This window comes from Streptomyces griseus subsp. griseus (genome assembly GCF_000720255.1).
Classification (GTDB): domain Bacteria; phylum Actinomycetota; class Actinomycetes; order Streptomycetales; family Streptomycetaceae; genus Streptomyces; species Streptomyces griseus_I.
On sequence record NZ_JOJE01000015.1, the window covers coordinates 1 to 19795 of the forward strand.

The 19795-nt window shown below is 70.5% G+C and carries 21 protein-coding genes; 9 read left to right on the forward strand and 12 right to left on the reverse strand.

Annotated features, from left to right (window positions below; translation table 11 throughout):
• Positions 1 to 94 precede the first annotated feature (94 nt).
• Positions 95 to 991, reverse strand: a complete 897-nt coding sequence (locus IG99_RS21000; RefSeq protein WP_037676232.1) for an NYN domain-containing protein — start codon at positions 989 to 991, stop codon at positions 95 to 97.
• Between the two features lie 213 nt (positions 992 to 1204).
• Here IG99_RS21000 and IG99_RS47720 point away from each other — a divergent pair, with 213 nt between their 5' ends.
• Positions 1205 to 1357, forward strand: coding sequence for a hypothetical protein (locus IG99_RS47720; protein ID WP_107055985.1), 153 nt, complete (start codon positions 1205 to 1207; stop codon positions 1355 to 1357).
• A gap of 67 nt (positions 1358 to 1424) precedes the next feature.
• Here the strand turns inward: IG99_RS47720 and IG99_RS21005 are convergent, their stop codons facing one another.
• The 3 genes from IG99_RS21005 to IG99_RS21015 all read right to left on the reverse strand — a co-directional run bounded on the left by IG99_RS21005 (position 1425) and on the right by IG99_RS21015 (position 3765).
• The gene (locus tag IG99_RS21005; RefSeq protein ID WP_037676234.1) at positions 1425 to 2030 is read right to left on the reverse strand and encodes a MarC family protein; all 606 of its coding nucleotides are present in this window, start codon (positions 2028 to 2030) and stop codon (positions 1425 to 1427) included.
• 54 nt (positions 2031 to 2084) lie between these two features.
• Positions 2085 to 2942 (reverse strand): PHP domain-containing protein, encoded by an 858-nt coding sequence (locus tag IG99_RS21010; protein ID WP_037676237.1) that lies wholly within the window; start codon positions 2940 to 2942, stop codon positions 2085 to 2087.
• 181 nt (positions 2943 to 3123) lie between these two features.
• Positions 3124 to 3765, reverse strand: a complete 642-nt coding sequence (locus IG99_RS21015; RefSeq protein WP_037676239.1) for a DUF6758 family protein — start codon at positions 3763 to 3765, stop codon at positions 3124 to 3126.
• A gap of 156 nt (positions 3766 to 3921) precedes the next feature.
• Here IG99_RS21015 and IG99_RS21020 point away from each other — a divergent pair, with 156 nt between their 5' ends.
• Positions 3922 to 5193, forward strand: a complete 1272-nt coding sequence (locus tag IG99_RS21020) for an MFS transporter (protein WP_037676241.1) — start codon at positions 3922 to 3924, stop codon at positions 5191 to 5193.
• Between the two features lie 51 nt (positions 5194 to 5244).
• On the opposite strand, the gene IG99_RS21025 is transcribed toward IG99_RS21020, so the two are convergent.
• A complete protein-coding gene (locus tag IG99_RS21025) occupies positions 5245 to 5841 on the reverse strand; it encodes a suppressor of fused domain protein (protein ID WP_037676244.1) in 597 nt (198 codons plus the stop codon).
• Between the two features lie 459 nt (positions 5842 to 6300).
• Between IG99_RS21025 and IG99_RS21030 the strand changes: the two genes are divergently transcribed.
• On the forward strand, positions 6301 to 7416 hold the full coding sequence (locus IG99_RS21030) for a magnesium and cobalt transport protein CorA (protein ID WP_037676245.1): 1116 nt from the start codon (positions 6301 to 6303) through the stop codon (positions 7414 to 7416).
• Positions 7417 to 7439: 23 nt separating this feature from the next.
• On the forward strand, positions 7440 to 7955 hold the full coding sequence (locus tag IG99_RS21035) for a hypothetical protein (protein WP_037676246.1): 516 nt from the start codon (positions 7440 to 7442) through the stop codon (positions 7953 to 7955).
• A gap of 4 nt (positions 7956 to 7959) precedes the next feature.
• Here the strand turns inward: IG99_RS21035 and IG99_RS21040 are convergent, their stop codons facing one another.
• The gene (locus IG99_RS21040; protein WP_037676249.1) at positions 7960 to 8733 is read right to left on the reverse strand and encodes a hypothetical protein; all 774 of its coding nucleotides are present in this window, start codon (positions 8731 to 8733) and stop codon (positions 7960 to 7962) included.
• Between the two features lie 202 nt (positions 8734 to 8935).
• Here IG99_RS21040 and IG99_RS21045 point away from each other — a divergent pair, with 202 nt between their 5' ends.
• Genes IG99_RS21045 through IG99_RS21055 form a run of 3 tightly spaced genes read left to right on the forward strand, consistent with a single transcriptional unit; the run spans position 8936 to position 11978 of the window.
• Complete coding sequence (locus IG99_RS21045) at positions 8936 to 10225, forward strand: magnesium transporter MgtE N-terminal domain-containing protein (RefSeq protein ID WP_037676250.1); 1290 nt, start codon at positions 8936 to 8938, stop codon at positions 10223 to 10225.
• A complete protein-coding gene (locus tag IG99_RS21050; RefSeq protein ID WP_037676251.1) occupies positions 10209 to 10802 on the forward strand; it encodes a DUF1003 domain-containing protein in 594 nt (197 codons plus the stop codon). The genes IG99_RS21045 and IG99_RS21050 overlap by 17 nt, the downstream gene beginning before the upstream one ends.
• A gap of 42 nt (positions 10803 to 10844) precedes the next feature.
• The gene (locus IG99_RS21055; protein ID WP_037676253.1) at positions 10845 to 11978 is read left to right on the forward strand and encodes an Mrp/NBP35 family ATP-binding protein; all 1134 of its coding nucleotides are present in this window, start codon (positions 10845 to 10847) and stop codon (positions 11976 to 11978) included.
• A gap of 64 nt (positions 11979 to 12042) precedes the next feature.
• Here IG99_RS21055 and IG99_RS21060 read toward each other — a convergent pair whose 3' ends face one another.
• The 5 genes from IG99_RS21060 to sigE all read right to left on the reverse strand — a co-directional run bounded on the left by IG99_RS21060 (position 12043) and on the right by sigE (position 17410).
• Positions 12043 to 12702 carry a hypothetical protein gene (locus IG99_RS21060; RefSeq protein ID WP_037676255.1) on the reverse strand — a complete coding sequence of 220 codons (660 nt, stop codon included), beginning with the start codon at positions 12700 to 12702 and terminating at the stop codon, positions 12043 to 12045.
• A 272-nt stretch (positions 12703 to 12974) separates the two neighbouring features.
• Complete coding sequence (locus IG99_RS21065; protein WP_037676257.1) at positions 12975 to 13430, reverse strand: sec-independent translocase; 456 nt, start codon at positions 13428 to 13430, stop codon at positions 12975 to 12977.
• Positions 13431 to 13597: 167 nt separating this feature from the next.
• Complete coding sequence (locus tag IG99_RS21070) at positions 13598 to 15511, reverse strand: S1C family serine protease (protein ID WP_078947825.1); 1914 nt, start codon at positions 15509 to 15511, stop codon at positions 13598 to 13600.
• Positions 15512 to 15650: 139 nt separating this feature from the next.
• The gene (locus IG99_RS21075; RefSeq protein WP_037676259.1) at positions 15651 to 16640 is read right to left on the reverse strand and encodes an anti-sigma factor family protein; all 990 of its coding nucleotides are present in this window, start codon (positions 16638 to 16640) and stop codon (positions 15651 to 15653) included.
• Positions 16637 to 17410, reverse strand: coding sequence for an RNA polymerase sigma factor SigE (gene sigE / locus IG99_RS21080; RefSeq protein ID WP_199815574.1), 774 nt, complete (start codon positions 17408 to 17410; stop codon positions 16637 to 16639). The genes IG99_RS21075 and sigE overlap by 4 nt, the downstream gene beginning before the upstream one ends.
• 164 nt (positions 17411 to 17574) lie before the next feature.
• Between sigE and IG99_RS21085 the strand changes: the two genes are divergently transcribed.
• Positions 17575 to 18273 (forward strand): O-methyltransferase, encoded by a 699-nt coding sequence (locus tag IG99_RS21085; protein WP_078947815.1) that lies wholly within the window; start codon positions 17575 to 17577, stop codon positions 18271 to 18273.
• A gap of 146 nt (positions 18274 to 18419) precedes the next feature.
• Here the strand turns inward: IG99_RS21085 and IG99_RS45665 are convergent, their stop codons facing one another.
• Positions 18420 to 18587 carry a DUF3117 domain-containing protein gene (locus tag IG99_RS45665; protein ID WP_003966491.1) on the reverse strand — a complete coding sequence of 56 codons (168 nt, stop codon included), beginning with the start codon at positions 18585 to 18587 and terminating at the stop codon, positions 18420 to 18422.
• A 377-nt stretch (positions 18588 to 18964) separates the two neighbouring features.
• Between IG99_RS45665 and chcB the strand changes: the two genes are divergently transcribed.
• Entirely contained in the window at positions 18965 to 19756 is a 792-nt protein-coding gene (chcB, locus tag IG99_RS21090) for a 2-cyclohexenylcarbonyl CoA isomerase (protein WP_037676265.1), read from the forward strand.
• The last annotated feature ends 39 nt before the right edge of the window (positions 19757 to 19795 follow it).

Sequence of the window (19795 nt, forward strand, 5' to 3'; positions counted from 1 at the left end):
CGCGAGCTACAGACACTCCTCGCCCTCTGGACCGGTGCCTGCCCCACCTGCCACCGCGACATACCCACCCCCATACGAACCTGACCAAGCCCTACTAGTACTGCGTCCGCAGGTGCTCCCAGAACCCGTCCCGCAGCGCGCGCCGCAGGTCCGCCTGGCCGCGCAGCGAGTACTGGAGGATGCCCTCCGCCTCGACGAGCAGGTCCTGGTCCACGGAGCCAGGGAGGTAGGGGTGGCCGGGCAGCAGTTCCACCAGCGACTGCCTGCCGCGTGCCGACAGCCACTTCGCGGCGATCTGCGCGCCCACGAAGCGCACGTCCTCGCGGGTGGGCCGGGTCGCCCCGGACGCCTCGTAGGCGGGGGCGGTGCGCCGTGACACGTACGGCTTGAAGAAGTCGAGGTCGAGGGTGCGCTGGCTGTCGACCTCCCAGAGCAGGGGCTCCGCCTGGTTGCGGCCCTCGGGTGCCTCGATGCCCCAGAGGTGGACCCGGGCGCCGTAGCCCTGCGCCGCCTCCACCGCCGAGACCAGGTCCTCGTCGCCGCCGAGGAGGGCCGCGTCGCTGATGGCTCGGTGCCGGGCGAGGGACTCCAGGTCCGTGCGGATCAGGGAGTCGACGCCCTTCTGCTGGTTGTTGGCGTTGAGGTTGCCGAGCCGGACCTTGACGTCGGGGAGTTCGGCGATGGTCTGCTGTTCCGCCGTGTGGATGCGGCGTCTCGCCCCGTCGTACCAGTAGACCCGCAGCAGTCGGCTGTCCGCGAAGATGCTGCGTGCCCGGTCGATCAGGGCCTCGATCAGGCCCTCGGCGTCCAGGTCGAAGGCGCGGCGGTCCTCGGTCCCGGCGACGAGTCGGCCCGCGGCCGCGTAGAGGTATCCCGCGTCGACGAAGATCGCGTGGGTCGAGGGCGTCTTGGCCACCTCGGCGAGCATGCGCTGGAGCAGCTCGTTCGTGCGGTCGATGCGGGCGGTGAGGGCCGCCAGGTCGTCGTTCATCACCTCTATTGTCCCGGCGGTCACGCTGCGAACACAACCGGTCCCGGTCAGTCTCCTCATCATCACTTACCGGTCGGTAATTAGACGTTCGAAAAATTTCCTTAGCGTAGGGAATGTTTGTAACACGCAACCCGTTGACTACTACAGGACACAGCAGCAAGCCGTTCCTCAGCAGTTCTCCGCAGGAGGATCACCAGACGAAGGGAGAAGCCCATGCGCTTCGAAATCATGCGACTCGACGACGTCGACGGTACGCCCGTGGACAGCACCGTCGTGGACGCCGCCTCCGTCAACCGGATCGTGCAGCAGGCCGCCGCCATTGGGCAGCGCCTCTGGATCCGCCCGGCCGAGACCTCGGCCTCATAACGCGCGCATCCCTCACGACAGACGTTCAGAGCCCCCGTACGGCACCGACGCCGTACGGGGGCTCCGCTCATGCGCCCCGGACCACCTGGGTGACCCCGTTGATGATCTGCTGCACGGCGATCGCGGAGAGCATCATGCCCGCGAGCCGTGTCACCAGGACCACGCCGCCGTCCTTGATGACCCGGATGATCAGCAGCGAGTACCGCATCACCAGCCACAGCACGACATGGATCGCGAGGATCGCCACCCATACCGACACCTGCATGGCGGCACTGTCGGCCTTCTGCACGGCGAGGATGACCGACACGATCGCACCGGGCCCCGCCAGCAGCGGCATGCCCAGCGGTACGAGCGCCACGTTGACGTCCTTGGTCTGCTTCGGCTCGTCCGTCTTGCCGGTGAGCAGGTCGAGCGCGATCAGCAGGAGCAGCAGTCCGCCCGCGATCATCAGCGCGGGCACGGAGACGTGCAGGTAGTCGAGGATCTGGTGACCGAGCAACCCGAAGACGGTGATCACGCCGCCCGCGACACAGACGGCCTGGAAGGCCATCCGCTTCTGCACCTTGCCGGGGCGTCCGGCGGTCAGCGCGAGGAAGATCGGAGTGATCCCGGGGGGATCCATGATGACGAAGAGGGTGAGGAAGAGGGAGCCGAAAACGGCAACGTCGAACATCAGTGCAAAGACCTTGTGGGAAAGGGGTGAGAGGTGGACGCGCGGAGGTGATCCTCAGACTCCGCCGGCCCCCGGCACGGGGAACGCCCCGAACGCCCGCCGCGTGATCTCCCCGTACACCTCGGGGTCCGTCGTGTACTCGCCGAGCACGCACGTCTTGCGGCTGCCGTGGTAGTCGCTGGACCCGGTCGTCAGCAGCCCCAGCTCCTTGGCCAGCCCCCGCAGCCGCGCCCGCGCGTCCGCGTCGTGGTCCATGTGGTCGACCTCGATGCCGTCGAGACCGGCGGCCGCCATCTCGGCGATCGCCGAGTCCGGCACCGTGAGCCCCCGCTTCGCCGCTGCCGGGTGCGCGAACACCGTGACTCCGCCGGCGCCCTTGACCAGCCGGATCGCCTCGAAGGGGTCGGTCTCGTGTTTCGCGACGTAGGCCCGGCCGCCGTCGGCCAGCCAGTCAGGGGTGAAGGCGTCGCTCACGCTCGATACGACCCCGAGCTCGACGAGCGCGGTCGCGACATGCGGGCGCCCGACCGAACCGTCCCCGGCGATCCGCGCCACCTGCTCCCAGGTGACCGGTACGCCCAATTCCCGCAGCTTGGCCACCATGCCCCGCGCCCGCGGCACCCGGTCGTCCCGGACCAGCTCACGCTCGGCGAGCAGGGCGGGCTCCTCGGGGTCGAAGAGGTACGCCAGCATGTGCATGCTGATGCCGTCGAACCGGCACGACAGCTCGGCCCCCGTGACCAGCGTCAGCCCCGCCGGCAGCGCGGCGATCGCCTCCGCGTATCCCCGGGTCGTGTCGTGGTCGGTCAGCGCGACAACGTCCAGCCCGGCCGCGGCAGCGTTCCGCACCAGCTCAGCGGGGGTGTCCGTACCGTCGGAAGCCGTGGAGTGACAGTGCAGATCAATACGCACGACACAGACTCCAGACGACGACGGGACGCGGGGGACGCTCAAGGATAACCGGACTTACGGGCTCCCCGTCACAGCCGCACCCACCGAGCACCCCCTACACAACCCACCCAGGGGTGAGGGGAACCGCGCGCTCACCCCCCACGGCCCGCGGACGACAAACCCCCTCCACTCACCCGGCGCTTCACGGCTTGAGCAAGCGCGGCGACAACGCCCCGCACGGCACCAGCTCCAACTCTGCCCCCGCGTCCCGCAGATCCGTCAGCACCAGCTCGTCGTACATCAGCAACCCGGACTGCTCCGGCCACACGACCGCCCACAGCCACAGCCCGCGCGCCTCCCCCGCGAACACCGCGCGGTCGTCCGGTGAACCGGCGACATGCCACAGCGGCGTGGGGCGCCCCGCGGCCAGCACCTTGGCCTGGGGCGGCTTCTCGACGTTCATGTACGGCCCCGGGTCCGGCCCCTCTATGCCCGCGTAGCGCGCGCCGAGGCCGACGCCGAGTTCCTCGGCGACCAGGATCAACTCGCCCATTCCGCCGAGCGGTCCGGGCCCCGAGCAGGCCACGGCGCTGGCGCGGCCGCCGCTGCGGTCGTCGCCGGCGTAGGCGACCCCGGTGAACAGCCAGCCGACCGGGAGCGGCCACGGCATCCAGATGGGCACCTGCGTGCGATGCACCACCACACTGAGGGCCTCGACGCTGGGCGGGATCACGGGCTGCAGCGGATGCACCGTCCCGTGCACATCGCACTGCCAGGAATCGGCGAAGAGTCCGGGAGCCCTGACCCGGCCACCACACTTCGGGCAACTGGGTTCGCCCCTCATAGGGCCCCACGGTCCTACCCCGGCACGCTCACGTCAAGGACGATCACCCGTCCGGAGGGAACTGGTTTCACCAGCGAAAACTAGCTGTAGCTTGCATTATTTAGCCGGACTAACTTATTGTGTGTAGATACCAACTACTTCGGGACGGGAGAAGCAATGGACCCCCTAGACCAAGGAACCGACGCCCGGACCGGCAGTCTCCTGCGGCAGCCCAAGGCCGTCTGGGCGACGGCCGGCGCGTCCGTCGTCGCCTTCATGGGCATCGGACTCGTCGACCCGATCCTGCCGTCCATCGCCCAGGGCCTGAACGCCACGGCCAGCCAGGTCTCCCTGCTCTTCACCTCGTACTTCCTGATCACCGCGATCGCGATGCTGGTCACCGGCTTCGTCTCCAGCCGCATCGGCGGCCGCGGGACCCTGCTGCTCGGCCTCGCCCTCGTCGTGGTCTTCGCCGGTCTCGCCGGCACGTCGGGCTCCGTCGCCGAACTCGTCGGTTTCCGGGCCGGCTGGGGACTCGGCAACGCCCTCTTCGTCTCCACCGCCCTCGCGGTGATCGTCGGCGCGGCGGCCGGCGGAAGCGCGACGGCGATCCTGCTCTACGAGTCCGCCCTCGGACTCGGCATGGCCTGCGGCCCCCTGGTGGGCGCCCTGCTCGGGGACGCCAGTTGGCGCTACCCGTTCTTCGGCACCGCGTTCCTGATGGCGGTCGGCTTCCTGTGCATCACGGCGTTCCTGAAGGAGCAGCCGAAGCCGGCCCGCAAGACCTCGCTGCTCGACCCGGTCAGGGCACTCGGCCACGGCGGCCTCGCGTCCGCGGCGGTCTCGGCGTTCTTCTACAACTACACGTTCTTCACCGTGCTGGCCTTCACGCCGTTCGTACTGAACATGACCCCGTACAAGTCCGGTGCGGTGTTCTTCGCCTGGGGAGTGCTGCTCGCCGTCTTCTCGGTGGTCGTCGCGCCGCGCCTGCAGCGGCGGTTCGGCTCGCTGAAGGTCCTCGGCGGCTCACTGGTCCTGCTCGCCGCGGACGTGCTCGTCCTCGGATACGGCGACCACACGACGGCCGTCGTCTGCACGATCCTGTCCGGCGCCTTCATCGGCGTGAACAACACCGTCTACACCGAGCTGGCCCTCGGGGTCTCCGACGCGCCGCGGCCCGTGGCGAGCGCCGGCTACAACTTCGTGCGCTGGTTCGCCGCGGCGGCCGCCCCCTACTTCGCCCCGAAGATCGAGGAGTGGACCGACATCCACATCCCGTTCGTGGTCGCGGCGGTCACCGCCGTCGTGGGCGCGCTCGTGGTCGTCGTACGGCGCAAGGCCCTCACCCTCCCCCACTCTCGGCTTGGCTCGAGCGGGGGGACCCCCATGGCCGAGGAGCTCCAGGAGCGGCACGCGACCGAGGACGGGGTGGCGGTCTTCGCCAACTGACGCTTTACGGCCACCGCTTGGTGACCTTGCTCACCCGGCGTCGGTGCGGCGTCAGTCGAGCGGGACGGACCTGCGGGAGGGATCCCTCAGGTCCGTCCCGTTCGTCAGCCAGCGTTCCTGGAGGGCCTGGGCACCGTGCACCCGCTTCCAGGCGGCCTCGTTCGGGGTCATCGGCAGCAGCGGCAGGAACCGTACGGGGTCGAGGGGCTCGTCGAGCTCCAGGTCCTCCACCAGGCCGCCGGGCTCGGCGACCAGCACCGAGGTGAACGGGGCGCCGGGCCACAGCGGCTCCCCCACGTCGAGGGAGGCGCCCGGGGCCACGATCACACCCTCGACCTGCGGGGACGCGGCGAGGACCGCGAGCGGGCGGAGCACCTTGCCGGTGTCGGCGAGGCCCGCGCGGACGGAGAGGACCAGCTCGGCGCGGGGGCCCTTGACCGGGTCGGCGAGCATCGCGGTGGGGTCCGACATGGGGTGCGCGGACATGCCGAGCGTGGCGTAGCGGACGACCGCGCCTTCCCTGGAGTCCTCCTGGAAGCGCAGCACCTCGATGCGATCGGTGCCGAGGAAGGTGACCGCGGCGCGCGCGTCCGGTTCGCCCAGCGCGGTGCGCAAACGGGCTTCGACCAGAGGAAGAACATCAGCCATGCCGCGAGCATAGAACTTGCCAGTAGCGGGCAAAGCAACACCTTGACACTTCTGTCGGCTGATACTCTTGCCCGGTGGTTCGGGGCAGCACGCAGAAGCGTCGCCATCAGTCCCGACGCCGCTGAGACTCCCTTACGAGGGACCGGCCGGAGGAGGTGGGGTTGTCATGGATCGAAGTCGACCTGGCAGTACCACCCGCTCTTCCGGCCACTGATGCAGCTGCTCCGGCTGACCGCCGCCTTTCACGCTCGTGTCTTCGCGCGGAAGAGCACTTCGTTTCGCTTTGCCTGATCTATCTGATCTGTCTGATCTGCAGCAGTGACGAAGCTCGCCACCGCGACGGTGCGGTGCTCCCCGCTTTGTGGACGTGCCAAACATCCGCGTTCCAGGACGTCCCCATTCCGGGCAGTTCCACCCGTTCCCCGGCGGCCTTTCGTTGCCCGTACGAAGGAGCCAGCGATGTCGATGATCCGCGACCTGCGCGCCGTGGTCCGTCCGTCCCGTATCTCCCTGCGCAAGGACACCGGCGTCTACGACGCCACACGCGCGCCCGGAACGCCGTCGGCGGTCGTCGACTGCGCCGTCTACCGCGACGGCGCCCGCGTCTACACCGACCCGCCGCTCACCCCGCACGAGGCGATGCGTCAGGTGCGCCGCGACGGCGGCTTCGTGTGGATCGGGCTGCACGAGCCGACCGAGGCCGAATTCGCCGGGATCGCCGGTGAGTTCGGACTGCACCCGCTGGCCGTGGAGGACGCCGTGCAGGCGCACCAGCGCCCCAAGCTGGAGCGCTACGACGACTCGCTGTTCACGGTGTTCAAGACCATCCACTACGTCGAGCACGACCAGCTCGACGCGAACAGCGAGGTCGTCGAGACCGGCGAGGTCATGTGCTTCACCGGCCGGGACTTCTTCATCACCGTCCGGCACGGCGGCCAGGGCTCGCTGCGCGCGCTGCGCCACCGGCTGCAGGACGACCCCGAGCTGCTCGCCAAGGGCCCCTCGGCCGTGCTGCACGCCATCGCCGACCACGTCGTCGACGGGTACATCGCGGTGGCCGACGCGGTGCAGGACGACATCGACGAGGTGGAGACGGAGGTGTTCTCGCCGGGCCGCAAGGGCACCCCGCGCGGCACGGACGCCGGGCGGATCTACCAACTCAAGCGCGAGGTCCTGGAGTTCAAGCGGGCGGTGTCGCCGCTGCTGCGGCCCATGCAGCTGCTGAGCGAGCGTCCGATGCGGCTGATCGACCCGGACATCCAGAAGTACTTCCGGGACGTCGCCGACCACCTCGCGCGCGTCCAGGAGCAGGTCGTCGGCTTCGACGAGCTCCTCAACTCCATCCTCCAGGCCAACCTCGCGCAGGCGTCCGTGGCGCAGAACGAGGACATGCGCAAGATCACGTCCTGGGCCGCCATCATCGCCGTACCGACGATGGTGTGCGGGGTGTACGGCATGAACTTCGACTACATGCCGGAGACGCACTGGCGGTACAGCTACCCGGTGATCATGATGATCACCGGCGTCATCTGCCTGGGCATCCACCGCACCCTGAAGCGCAACGGCTGGCTGTGAGCACGCCTGGTTAGGCTGGGCCCATGACACCTGAGCTGCTCGACCAGGCCCTCGTCGAGGAAGCCACCAAGAAGTCCGGTCTCGTCTGGGTCAAGGGTGCCGGGGCCCCGGCCGCGCGTGCGCTGTGGCACGTGTGGCACGAGGGCGCCGCCTGCCTGGTCGGCGACGGGCCCGGGGAGCAGCCGTTGCCGGGCCTTGCCGACGGGGCCGAGGCCGAGGTGACGGTCCGCAGCAAGGACAAGGGCGGCCGGCTGGTGTCCTGGACGGCGCGGGTCGTGCAGCTCGCACCGGGCTCGGAGGCCTGGGAGGCCGCCGTCGGCGAACTCAAGGGCAAGCGCCTCAACGCGCCCGACGGCGAGGCCATGACGCAGCGTTGGGCACGCGAGTGCCGGGTGCTGCGTCTGGAACCCACGGGCGGGACAGTGCCGTTGCCCGACGGTTCGCTCGCCGCGGTCCCGGTGCCCACGCCCGCGACGACGCGCCGGGAGGTCCCCGCGGGGCTGCCGCGTCTGCTGATGAAGCGGCGCAAGCGGGGATAGAACCTCACGACGTGGGCAGTTGCTTGCCGTAGTCGACCGTCTCGTCCTTCCCCGGCTCGGTCAGGGCGAAGTCCTTGCCCCAGGCCGAGAAGGTCAGGGTGCCCGCGCCCCCGGCCCGCACCAGGCGCAGGGGATACGGCGTGCCCTCCAGGGAGACGTCCAGCGTGCCGCCGGAGCCCTCGTCCCCGGTGATGCGGATGGTGCGGACGCCCGCCTCCTCCCGGTGGCCCTCCGTCCCGAGCGTGCCGTGCAGCGTCAGCAGACTGTCGAGGAGGACGTCCTTGTCCGTGAAACCGCTGAACCTCTTGTACGAGGGGTCGCCCTGCGGCACCTTCACGTACTTGCCGCCCAGCTTGTCGGCGGCCGCCGTGTCCGAGCCGCCGCCCTTGCCGTCCCCGCCGCCGTCCTTCGCGCCGTCCTCGTGCTTCCAGAACTCCGCGCTCGCCTTGAGGTACAGCTCCTCGCCGATGCGCAACAGATGGAACTCGGCGCCCTGCGAGGTGACCGAGCCGCTGCCGCCGTCGGCCTTCAGGCGCATGTCGAGCGTGTACGTGCGCCCGCTGGTGACGACGCTTCCGGACAGGCGCACCGCCGGAGCGGCGTCCGCGGCGGCCCGGGTCTTCGACTGGATCTGCGCGGCGGGCAGCTTGCCCACCCCGTTGGTCCCGGCGTCCGGATCCTCGCTGCACCCCGTCAGGCCCGTTCCCGTCACGACCAGTGCGCACATCGCGCTCACCAGGGCGGCCCTGCGGGTACGGCCCGGGGGAATCGCAGTCACAGGTGGGGCTGCCTTTCTGCGGAGGTGTCCTGAACGGCGTACGGCAGCGTACCGGGGTCGGTCGCCCTCGACGGAGCCAGACCGTCCGGACCGCCCACCAGGGCGTTCCGGATCGGGACGGGCTAGCCTGAAGCCCATTCGAGCAGGCAATACGGAAAAGGGACCCAACCACTTCCACGCGGTACGAAAAGGAAGCTCAGCCATGGCAGCCGGCGCCCCCCGGATCTTCGTCTCGCACCTCTCCGGTGTCGCCGTCTTCGATCCGAACGGCGACCAGGTGGGGCGCGTACGCGATCTGGTCGTCGTGCTGCGCGTCGGGAGGCGACCGCCGAGGATGCTCGGCCTGGTCGTCGAACTCGCCACGCGGCGCCGCATTTTCCTGCCCATGACCCGGGTGACGAGCATCGAGTCCGGACAGGTCATCACCACCGGGGTGCTCAACGTGCGCCGCTTCGAACAGCGGCCCACCGAACGGCTCGTCTTCGGCGACCTCCTCGACCGCCGGGTCACGCTCGTCGAGGCCGGTGTGGAGGTCACCGTCCTCGACCTGTCGGTGCAGCAGCTGCCGGCGCGGCGGGAGTGGGAGATCGACCGGGTCTTCGTGCGCAAGGGCCGCAAGGGCGGCGCGTTCCGGCGCAGCAGGGGCGAGACGCTGACCGTCGAGTGGTCCGCCGTCACCGGCTTCTCCCTGGAGGAGCACGGGCAGGGCGCCGAAAGCCTGCTCGCCACCTTCGAGCAGCTGCGCCCCGCCGACCTCGCCAACATGCTGCACCACCTCTCACCCAAGCGCCGGGCCGAGGTCGCCGCCGCCCTCGACGACGACCGCCTCGCCGACGTCCTGGAGGAGCTCCCGGAGGACGACCAGATCGAGATTCTCGGCAAGTTGAAGGAGGAGCGCGCCGCCGACGTCCTGGAGGCCATGGACCCGGACGACGCGGCCGACCTGCTCTCCGAGCTGCCGACGGAGGAGCAGGAGCGGCTGCTGAACCTGATGCAGCCCAGCGACGCGGCCGACATGCGGCGCCTGCTGTCGTACGAGGAGCACACGGCGGGCGGCCTGATGACCACCGAGCCGATCGTGCTGCGGCCCGACTCGACCGTCGCCGACGCCCTCGCCCGGGTGCGCAACTCCGACCTGTCCCCCGCTCTCGCCGCCCAGGTCTACGTCTGCCGGCCGCCCGACGACACCCCCACCGGCAAGTACCTCGGCACGGTCCACTTCCAGCGCCTGCTGCGCGACCCGCCGTACACCCTGGTCAGCTCGATCCTCGACGACGACCTGCAACCCCTGGCGCCGGACGCGGCGCTGCCCGTGGTCGCCGGGTTCTTCGCGACGTACGACATGGTCGCGGCGCCCGTGGTCGACGAGACCGGGTCACTGCTGGGGGCGGTGACCGTCGACGATGTGCTGGACCACATGCTGCCGGAGGACTGGCGGGAAACGGAGTTCCACCTGGACGAGGGGGGTGTGACCGATGACACCGGAGCGTGAGAGCACCCGCGAGCGGACCCCGGCGGGCGCCACGGCGACCACCCGGACGCGCCCCCGTCTGGACCAGCCGCGCCCCCCGCGCCGCCGGATCCTGCCCGAGTACGACCCGGAGGCCTTCGGCCGGCTGTCGGAGCGCATCGCGCGCTTCCTGGGCACCGGACGGTTCATCGTCTGGATGACGGTCGTCATCATCATGTGGGTGGTGTGGAACATCTTCGCGCCGCACGGCCTGCGCTTCGACGAGTACCCGTTCATCTTCCTGACCCTGATGCTGTCGCTCCAGGCCTCCTACGCGGCCCCGCTGATCCTGCTCGCGCAGAACCGGCAGGACGACCGCGACCGCGTCAACCTCGAACAGGACCGCAAGCAGAACGAGCGGTCCATCGCGGACACCGAGTACCTGACCCGGGAGATCGCCGCGCTGCGCATCGGTCTCGGGGAGGTCGCGACGCGCGACTGGATCCGCTCGGAGTTGCAGGACCTCGTCAAGGAACTGGAGGGGCGCCGGGACGGCCATGTCGTATTCCCGGCGGAACGGCCGGAACGGTCACACGGACGTGACGCAGACGACCGCTGACAGCCTTTCCTACGCCCCGGTACGGCGCCGTACCATCGACCTATGGCTACGGAAGACGCGGTGCGCGAGGCACTGGCGACGGTGAACGACCCCGAGATCAACCGACCCATCACCGAGCTCGGGATGGTCAAGTCGGTGGACATCGGGGCGGACGGAGCGGTCGCGGTCACCGTGTACCTGACGGTCTCCGGCTGCCCGATGCGCGACACCATCACGCAGCGCGTGACGGAGGCGGTGTCGCGGGTCGAGGGCGTCACCCGCGTCGACGTCACGCTCGACGTCATGAGCGACGAGCAGCGCAAGGAGCTGGCGACCGCCCTGCGCGGCGGCCAGACCGAGCGCGAGGTCCCCTTCGCCAAGCCCGGCTCCCTCACCCGCGTGTACGCGGTCGCCTCCGGCAAGGGCGGCGTCGGCAAGTCGTCGGTGACGGTGAACCTGGCGGCGGCGATGGCGGCGGACGGTCTGAAGGTCGGTGTGGTCGACGCCGACATCTACGGTCACTCCGTGCCCCGCATGCTGGGCGCGGACGGCCGCCCCACCCAGGTCGAGAACATGATCATGCCGCCGTCCGCGAACGGCGTGAAGGTCATCTCGATCGGCATGTTCACCCCGGGCAACGCCCCGGTCGTCTGGCGCGGCCCGATGCTCCACCGCGCCCTCCAGCAGTTCCTGGCGGACGTGTACTGGGGCGACCTGGACGTCCTCCTCCTCGACCTCCCGCCCGGCACCGGCGACATCGCCATCTCCGTGGCCCAGCTGGTCCCGAACGCCGAGATCCTGGTCGTCACCACGCCTCAGCAGGCGGCGGCCGAGGTCGCCGAGCGGGCGGGCTCCATCGCCGTGCAGACCCACCAGAAGATCGTCGGCGTCGTCGAGAACATGTCCGGCCTGCCCTGCCCGCACTGCGGCGAGATGGTCGACGTCTTCGGCACGGGCGGCGGCCAGGTCGTCGCCGACGGCCTCACCCGCACCACCGGCGCCACCGTCCCCGTCCTCGGCAACATCCCCATCGACGTCCGCCTCCGCGAGGGCGGCGACGAGGGCAAGCCGGTCGTCCTCACCGACCCGGACAGCCCGGCGGGCGCGGCCCTGCGCGCGATCGCGGGGAAGCTCGGGGGACGCCAGCGGGGCCTTTCGGGACTGTCCTTGGGAATCACACCCAAGAACAAGTTCTGAGCTTCTCAACATCTGTCTGAAGTCCGATGGCGAGGGGCGCCGGAAACCAACGGCGCCCCTTTCCTCATGCGTACCCGGCGATGTCCTTGATCGTGGCGAAGCCGAGCCCGTACGCGCTCATCCCTCTCCCGTACGCCCCCACATGCACCCCCTGCTCGGTGGATCCCGCCAGCACCCACCCGAACTCCGACTCACGGTAGTGAAACGGCGTCGGCGTCCCGTCCACCGGCAGGGACAGCGTCGACCACTCCGCCCCGGACAGATCGTCCGCCAGCGCCCACGCCGTCTCCGTCTGCTGTTCCAGCCAGTCGTCCCGCAGGCTGTGGTCCATCTGCCCGGGCCAGGTGAAGGACAGCAGCCCCACCCCCGCGAGCCACGCCGCCGAGGACACCGACGTGGCCTCCAGCAGGCCCGTACCGTCCGCACTGCGCCGCACCGGATTCGCCGCGACGGTCACCACGACCGCGAACCTCTCCCGGTCCTCGGCCGTCGACTCGTTGCGTACGGAGGGCTCGTCACCGTGTCCGATGGAACCGTGTTCCACGGCCCCGTCGGCCGCCGTCCCGACCTGCATCAGCCAGCGCGGCCCGGTGAACGCCTCGTCGAGGCCGTACCACGGGAAGGGCGCCAGCAGGTAGCCGTCGACCGTGCGCCGGGCGGAGGGGACCTGCTGTCCGCCCTCCGCGGCCGGCGCCTGCGCGACTGCCCGACTTGTCGTCTCCATCTGCCCGGACGCCTCCTCGCTCTCGTCGGACCAGAGCGGCCCGCCCCCCTTCGGGCGTACTCCTTCGGTCCGCACAACAACTCGGCAGCATAGCCACCCCGCTCCGAGCTGCGGGGAAACCGCCCGGCGCGTGGGTCGCTCCGGCAGCGCGTTCCCGCCGCGCGCGGCCGGGACGCCGTATGAAACGCGTCACGTACGCGAAGAGCCGCACGTCTCTGACGTGCGGCTCAGCGGTATGAAGTGCGGTGCGAGCGGGGGCTCCGGTACGCCGGTCAGGTGGCGTCCGCGTCGAAGGGCGGGCGGTCGTCCTTGCCGGGCTCCTCCGGCTTCTTGGACATGTCGACGCGGCCGTTCGAGGACCCCGAGGAGGATGAGGAGGCTGCGGAGCCCGAGGAGGACTCCGACTCGCGGCCGTGGACGGCGTCCGTGACCTCGGCCATCTCCTTCTTCAGGTCGAACCCGTTACGGATCTCCTTGAGCCCCAGGTCGTCGTTGTCCAGCTGCTTGCGGATGAACGTCTTGGGGTTGAGGTCCTCGAACTCGAAGTCCTTGAACTCCGGGCCGAGCTCGCTCCGGATGTCCTGCTTCGCGCTCTCCGAGAACTCGCGGATCTTGCGGATCGTCCGTGTGACGTCCTGGATGACCTTCGGGAGCTTGTCCGGACCGAAGACGAGCACGGCAAGGACAACGAGCGTAATCAGCTCGAGCGGTCCTATGTCATTGAACACCTGAAGCTCCTTGCGATGTCCGGGCCGGGTCCACGGTACCTGTCGCACCTGTCCGACCGGTACCGTTCTGAGCTGTCCACGTGAAGGCGGCCGACCGGTTTTTCGCGTTGTTTGCCTTGTCGGGCCCTGTTTCGGCCACATCCTGTGACGTTTCTGTCAATCGCGGGTCAGCTGCCGGCGGAGCCGAGCACCAGCGAGACCGTCCTCTCCTTGCCGTCGCGTTCGATGGTCAGCTCCAGGCGGTCGCCGGGACGGTGGGCGCGGGTCTTGACGATGAGCTCCTCGCCGGAGTGGACGCGCTGGCCGTCGACCTCGGTGATGAGGTCGCGCGCCTTGAGGCCGGCCCGGTCGCCGGGGCCGCCCGCGTTGACCGCCGGGCCACCGTCATGGCCCTTGGTGTTGATCCGGGCGCCGTCGCCCGTGTAGTCCATGTCGAGGGTGACGCCGATGACCGGGTGGGTCGCCCTGCCGGTGTTGATCAGTTCCTCGGCGACGCGTTTGCCCTGGTTGACGGGTATCGCGAAGCCGAGTCCTATGGAGCCGGCCTGGCCGCCGGCCGTGTCCGAGCCGTCGTCGGCGGAGCGGATGGCGGAGTTGATGCCGATGACACGGGCCCGCGAGTCGAGCAGCGGGCCGCCGGAGTTGCCGGGGTTGATCGGGGCGTCGGTCTGCAGGGCGTCGACGTACGACACGTCGCTGGTGTCACCGGTCTCGCCGCCCGCGGTGATGGGCCGCTCCTTGGCGCTGATGATGCCGGAGGTGACGGTGCCCTCCAGGTCGAAGGGGGCGCCGATGGCGACGACCGGGTCGCCGACCTGGACGTTGTCGGAGTTGCCCAGCGGGAGGGGCTTGAGGCCCGTCACGCCGGTCACCCTCACGACGGCGAGGTCGTACCCGCTGTCCCGCCCGGTGACCTCGGCCCTCGCGGTCTCGCCCCCGTTGAAGACGACGGTGATCTCGCCGTTGTCCCCGGCGGGCTCGACGACGTGGTTGTTGGTGAGGATGTGACCCCGGGTGTCCAGCACGAAGCCGGTTCCGGTGCCCTGCTCCTCGCTGCCGCGGACGTGCAGGGTCACGACGCTGGGCAGCGCCCGCGCCGCGATCCCGGCCACACTGTCCGGGGCCCGGCCGGCCGGCTCGGCCGCGGCCTGCGGCAACTCCACGCTGCCGACCCCGCCGTTCCGCTCCAGGTACGCCCCCACGACGCCCCCGAGCCCACCGGCAACGAGCGCCAGCACAACGGCCCCACCGACGAGGATCCTCCTCCCCCGCCTACGCCGTTGCTCCTGACGGGGCACGGCCGCACCGGTCTGCTGGAGCGCGGCCCCGGGCAGGGCGGCCCCGGCGAGGGGCGTGGCGGACCAGGGGTCGTAACGCCGCCAGGGATCGGCGGAGCTGTCCGACGCCCCCGGTGCCTCCCCGGACGGCACCGGACCGGGCACGTCGCCCGGCGCGGCGACAACGGGGGACGGTGCGGTGACAACGGGGGACGGTGCGGTGACGGCAGGGTCGCCCGGGACTGCCGGGGGTTCCGGAACCGTGGGAGCGGAACCCTGCGGGGCGGCCGGGTCGACGACAGCGGGCGTGGGGGGCGGGGCGGACACATCGACGACAGCGGGCGCCGGCGCCCCGGCACCGGGTGGCCGGCCGAGATCCACGGGAGCGGCCGGATGCGCGGGCGGGACCTCCGCGGCAGCGGCCTGCACCGAAGCGGTCGCCGGATGCTGCACCGGCGGCGCCGGCGCCCAGGGCCCGGGCTCGCCATAGGGCGGGGTGCTGTAGGGGTCGGGGTCGTGCAACGGCTTGGGCCGCTCGGCAACCGCCGCCGGCGCAGGCATCACGTCAGCGGTCGACGCGGCCGAGGAAGCAGCCTCGGCCACATCACCGGCACCGCTGCTCACCGAAGGCTCGCTCAGGACGTAGTCACCCTCGTCACCCTCCCCCGCCCCGGTGGCCTCCCCGGCGTCGGAGCCAGGACGCGCCGAAGGCTCGGTCAGCTCGTAATCGCCCTGGCCCGCGCTCCCGGCCCGCTCCCCGAAGGGCTTTCGTGGCGTCACCTCGCCGGAGGTGTCCTCGTTCATGCTCTCCCCACAGCCGGCCGTGGCACGGCACACGTCGGCGTTGGCCACAGATGATCTGCCCGGCGCGCCCGACGCAGGGTCATGGACGCAGCTCACCCTGGATTCAACCAGGTTCCCGGGCGGCGTGGGACTGGCCGGGTCAGCGGGCCCGGTCGGAGGACGGCGAGGGCGTCGGAGCGGTGCCGGGGACGGGTGCGGCGAGCAGGCCGGGGATCTCGGCCTCGGGAGCCGGGGTCGGAGTCCACGCGGTCAGGGCGATCGGCGGGGGCGCGGTGAGCGGACGTATCAGAGGGGACATCGCGGCCGCGCCGGCCACCACGGGTGCGGTGAGCGCGTGCAGGGTTTCCGGGTGGTGCCGACCGGCTCCCGGGAAGGGCACACCGGGCAGCAGGGGCGCGGAGACCTCCGTCGGGGCCACCGGGGTGTCGCCGAGCGCGCTCTGTGCGCCGCCCTGGGCGACCAGGGGGCCGACCGCGCGGCGGCGCAGCGTCTCGGGCACCGCCGCCGCACCCGTGCCCTGGGTCCGCGCGGGGGTCACATTGCTCCCGCCGGAGCCGCCACGCGCCTCGGGGTCCGTGGGCACTCCGCCGGTCATGCCGCCCAGCGCGATCGCGGCCAGCGACACCGCCCCGGCGGCGACGAAGGCGAACCGCAGCCCGCGCGACCGCTCGGCGTCGCCCCGCCCCGCGGCGTGGATGGGGAAGCCGCGGTCCGGGGAGGAGGGCGCGAGGACGGAGCCGTGCCCGCGGGCGGGGACGTAGCCGAACTCGAAGGTATCTCTGCGTCTCACTCCGAAGATCCCGCCGGCCCCGGGCTGTCCGGAGAATCCGTCGAAGCCTCCCCCGTCGAGCGGCGAGCCACCGCCGTCCGGGTCACCTCCCCCGGGCAGCCCCTGGAGACGTGCCAGGAAGCTCTCGGAGGGGGTGGGAGGGGCGACCTCCGCGAAGACGGTCTTCAGCCGGCGCTGCGCGTCGACCTCCGCCTTGCACTTCGGGCAGGTGGCCACATGGGCCAGGACGCGCTCACGCGTGTCATGACCGAGCTCTCCGTCCACCAAGGCGGAGAGTCGGTCTCCCAGATGCTGCTCCGCGAGGTGCCCCTCGCCCGGTTTCGGCCGTGATCCGTTCACGCGGTCGCGCCCCCTCCCCCCAGCGCGGGGATACGGGGCACGAAGGACCGGCGCTCGGCACGGGCCTCCGGCGAACGGTGCGCCAGGGCCTTGCGCAGCTGGGAGCGGCCACGGTGGATACGGGAGCGGACCGTGCCCAGCTTGACGCCGAGGGTCGCGGCGATCTCCTCGTAGGACAGTCCCTCGATGTCGCACAGGACGACCGCGGCGCGGAACTCGGGCGCGAGGGTGTCGAGGGCCTGCTGGATGTCCGCGTCGAAGTGCGCGTCGTTGAAGACCTGCTGGGGGGAGGGATCCCGGCTGGGCAGTCGCTCGGCCGCGTCCTCGCCGAGGGCGTCGAAGCGGATGCGCTGCTTGCGGCGGACCATGTCCAGGAACAGGTTGGTGGTGATGCGGTGCAGCCAGCCCTCGAAGGTCCCCGGCGTGTAGGTCGACAGGGAGCGGAAGACGCGGACGAAGACCTCCTGGGTGAGGTCCTCGGCGTCGTGCTGGTTGCCGGTGAGGCGGTACGCCAGCCGGTAGACCCGTCCGCTGTGCGTGCTGACGATCTCCTCCCAGGTGGGCGGAGTCCACGCCTGCCCGTCCGCGTCGGTGGAGAAGGTCGCGGTCTGGGCCTGGTCAGCGGCGTGGCTGTGGTCAGCAGCGGTGTTGTTCACGGATTTCGGCCTACCCGCCGATCCGAGGAAGCGCCGCAGCGCTCCTCTCCGATCCACAGGCGCAGCCGCACCTCCCCTGTCGGCTCTGGTGGTGTCCAGTGGAGCCCCTACCATAGCCACCTCGCCCGTTAGCTCCGGATAAGCGGTTTTACGAGAATTTGATCTGGGCTGACACGGCTCATACGGCTGCGTCAGGACTTGCTCGGCGTCCCGCCCGTCGTCGTGATCCAACTGTGTCTCCCCGGTCGTCTCTCCCACCCTTCTAAACGCCCGGTCCCATCTGCGGGTTCCCGACGCCAACGGATACAGTCACGCCGAGGCAACCACGGGGACAGGAGAGGGTCATTACCGGCAACCGGCAGACGAGCTGGGCGTTCGCCGACGCCTATGTCGCCGAGGACGAAGCACTGCACTGGGCCCGGGACCGGGCCCGCGAGGCAGGGCTGCGCTCGGTGACGCCCGGCACGGGCGCCGCGCTGCGGTTGCTCGCCGCCTCCGTGGACGCGAAGGCGGTCGCGGAGATCGGTACCGGGACCGGTGTCTCCGGCATCCACCTGCTGCACGGCATGCGGCCGGACGGCGTCCTGACGACCGTGGACCCGGAGCCGGAGCACCAGCAGTTCGCGCGGCAGGCGTTCCGCGCCTGCGGCTTCGCCAGCAACCGGGCCCGCTTCATCCCCGGCCGCGCGCTGGACGTGCTGCCCCGGCTCGCGGACGCGGGCTATGACCTGGTCTTCTGCGACGGCGACCGCCTGGAGTTCCTCGACTACCTCGCTGAATCGTTGCGGCTGCTGCGGCCCGGCGGGCTGGTCGTCTTCGAGGGCGTCTTCGCCAATGGCCGCACCGTGGACTCGGGCCCGCAGCCCACTGAGGTCATAAGGATCCGGGAACTGCTGCGCGCGGTGCGCGAGAGTCAGGAACTGGTGCCGTCACTGCTCCCTGTGGGTGACGGCCTGCTGTGCGCGGTCAAACGATAAGGACCGCGCTGCCTCTTGAGAGTGGTGAGAAGTCCCCCGGAAAACCGCCGGGGGAACCGGAAAAATAGTGTGGCGGCCCGGAAAATCAGCCGCCCCGGCATCGGAATGCGATGCCGGGGCAGTGAAAGGGTATGGTCGCTTGCGCGTCAGCCGACAACCTTCTTGAGGGCGTCGCCGAGGGCGTCCGCCTCGTCGGGGGTCAGCTCGACGACGAGCCGTCCGCCGCCTTCGAGCGGAACGCGCATGACGATGCCCCGCCCCTCCTTGGTCACCTCGAGCGGACCATCGCCCGTCCGCGGCTTCATGGCCGCCATGCTCGTTCCCCTTCCTGAAACCAGCTCATCGTCAAGGCCGACGGCCCGCGAGGGCACGCGCGATCCAGAGAGGGACCCGCGACACCGGCATCGAACACATTGCTTCCAGGCCATTATCCCGCATCTCAGGACCCGATGACCAACATCAGTCGGCATCACTTGGGCAACGCGCGCGAGCAAAACCACTCAATTCGGCGATGTGACTGCGATACTGCGCGGCCGCACGGAGTTCGGCGGACCGAAAACCTCCGTGAACTCTTTGACGCAGGTCACACGTCCGGTACGGGCCGTGGGCGGCGAACTCCGCCATGCTGTTCCTTCGTACAGACGACGTACTGACGGGTACGTCGAAGCCGTGACATCGGAGGGGATACCCCATGGCCGACACCGTGCTCTACGAGGTGAACGACGGGCTCGCGACGATCACGCTGAACCGCCCCGAGGCGATGAACGCGCTGAACGTCGCGACCAAGGTCGCCCTCCGGGAGGCGGTCCGCACGGCGGCGGACGACGACGCCGTACGGGCGGTGCTGCTGACGGCCGCCGGGGACCGGGCGTTCTGTGTGGGCCAGGACCTCAAGGAGCACATCGGGCTCCTGATGGAGGGCTCGGGGCAGGTCATGAGCACGGTCAAGGAGCACTACAACCCGATCGTGCGGGCGCTGACGGAGATGGCGAAGCCGGTGGTCGCCGGCGTGAACGGGGTGGCGGCGGGCGCCGGCTTCGGTTTCGCCCTCGCCGCGGACTACCGGGTGGTCGCGGACACGGCCGCCTTCAACACGTCGTTCGCGGGGGTGGCGCTGACCGCGGACTCCGGCGTCTCGTGGACCCTGCCGCGGGTGGTCGGTCCCGGGCGCGCCACTGACCTGCTGCTGTTCCCACGGAGCGTCAAGGCGCAGGAGGCGTACGAGCTGGGTATCGCCAACCGGGTCGTGCCCTCGGCGGAGCTGCGTGCGGAGGCCGAGAAGGTCGCGCGGGAGCTTGCGCAGGGGCCGACCGTGGCGTTCGGGGCGATCAAGGAGGCGGTGGGGTACGGGATGACCCACTCCCTGGCCGAGACGCTGGAGAAGGAGGACGAGCTTCAGACGCGGGCGGGGGCGGCGGAAGATCACGCGATCGCGGTGCGGGCGTTCGTGAACAAGGAGAAGCCGAAGTACTCGGGGCGGTAGGCAGGGGGCCGCGGCGCCGTTGCGGACTGCTGGGTTCGT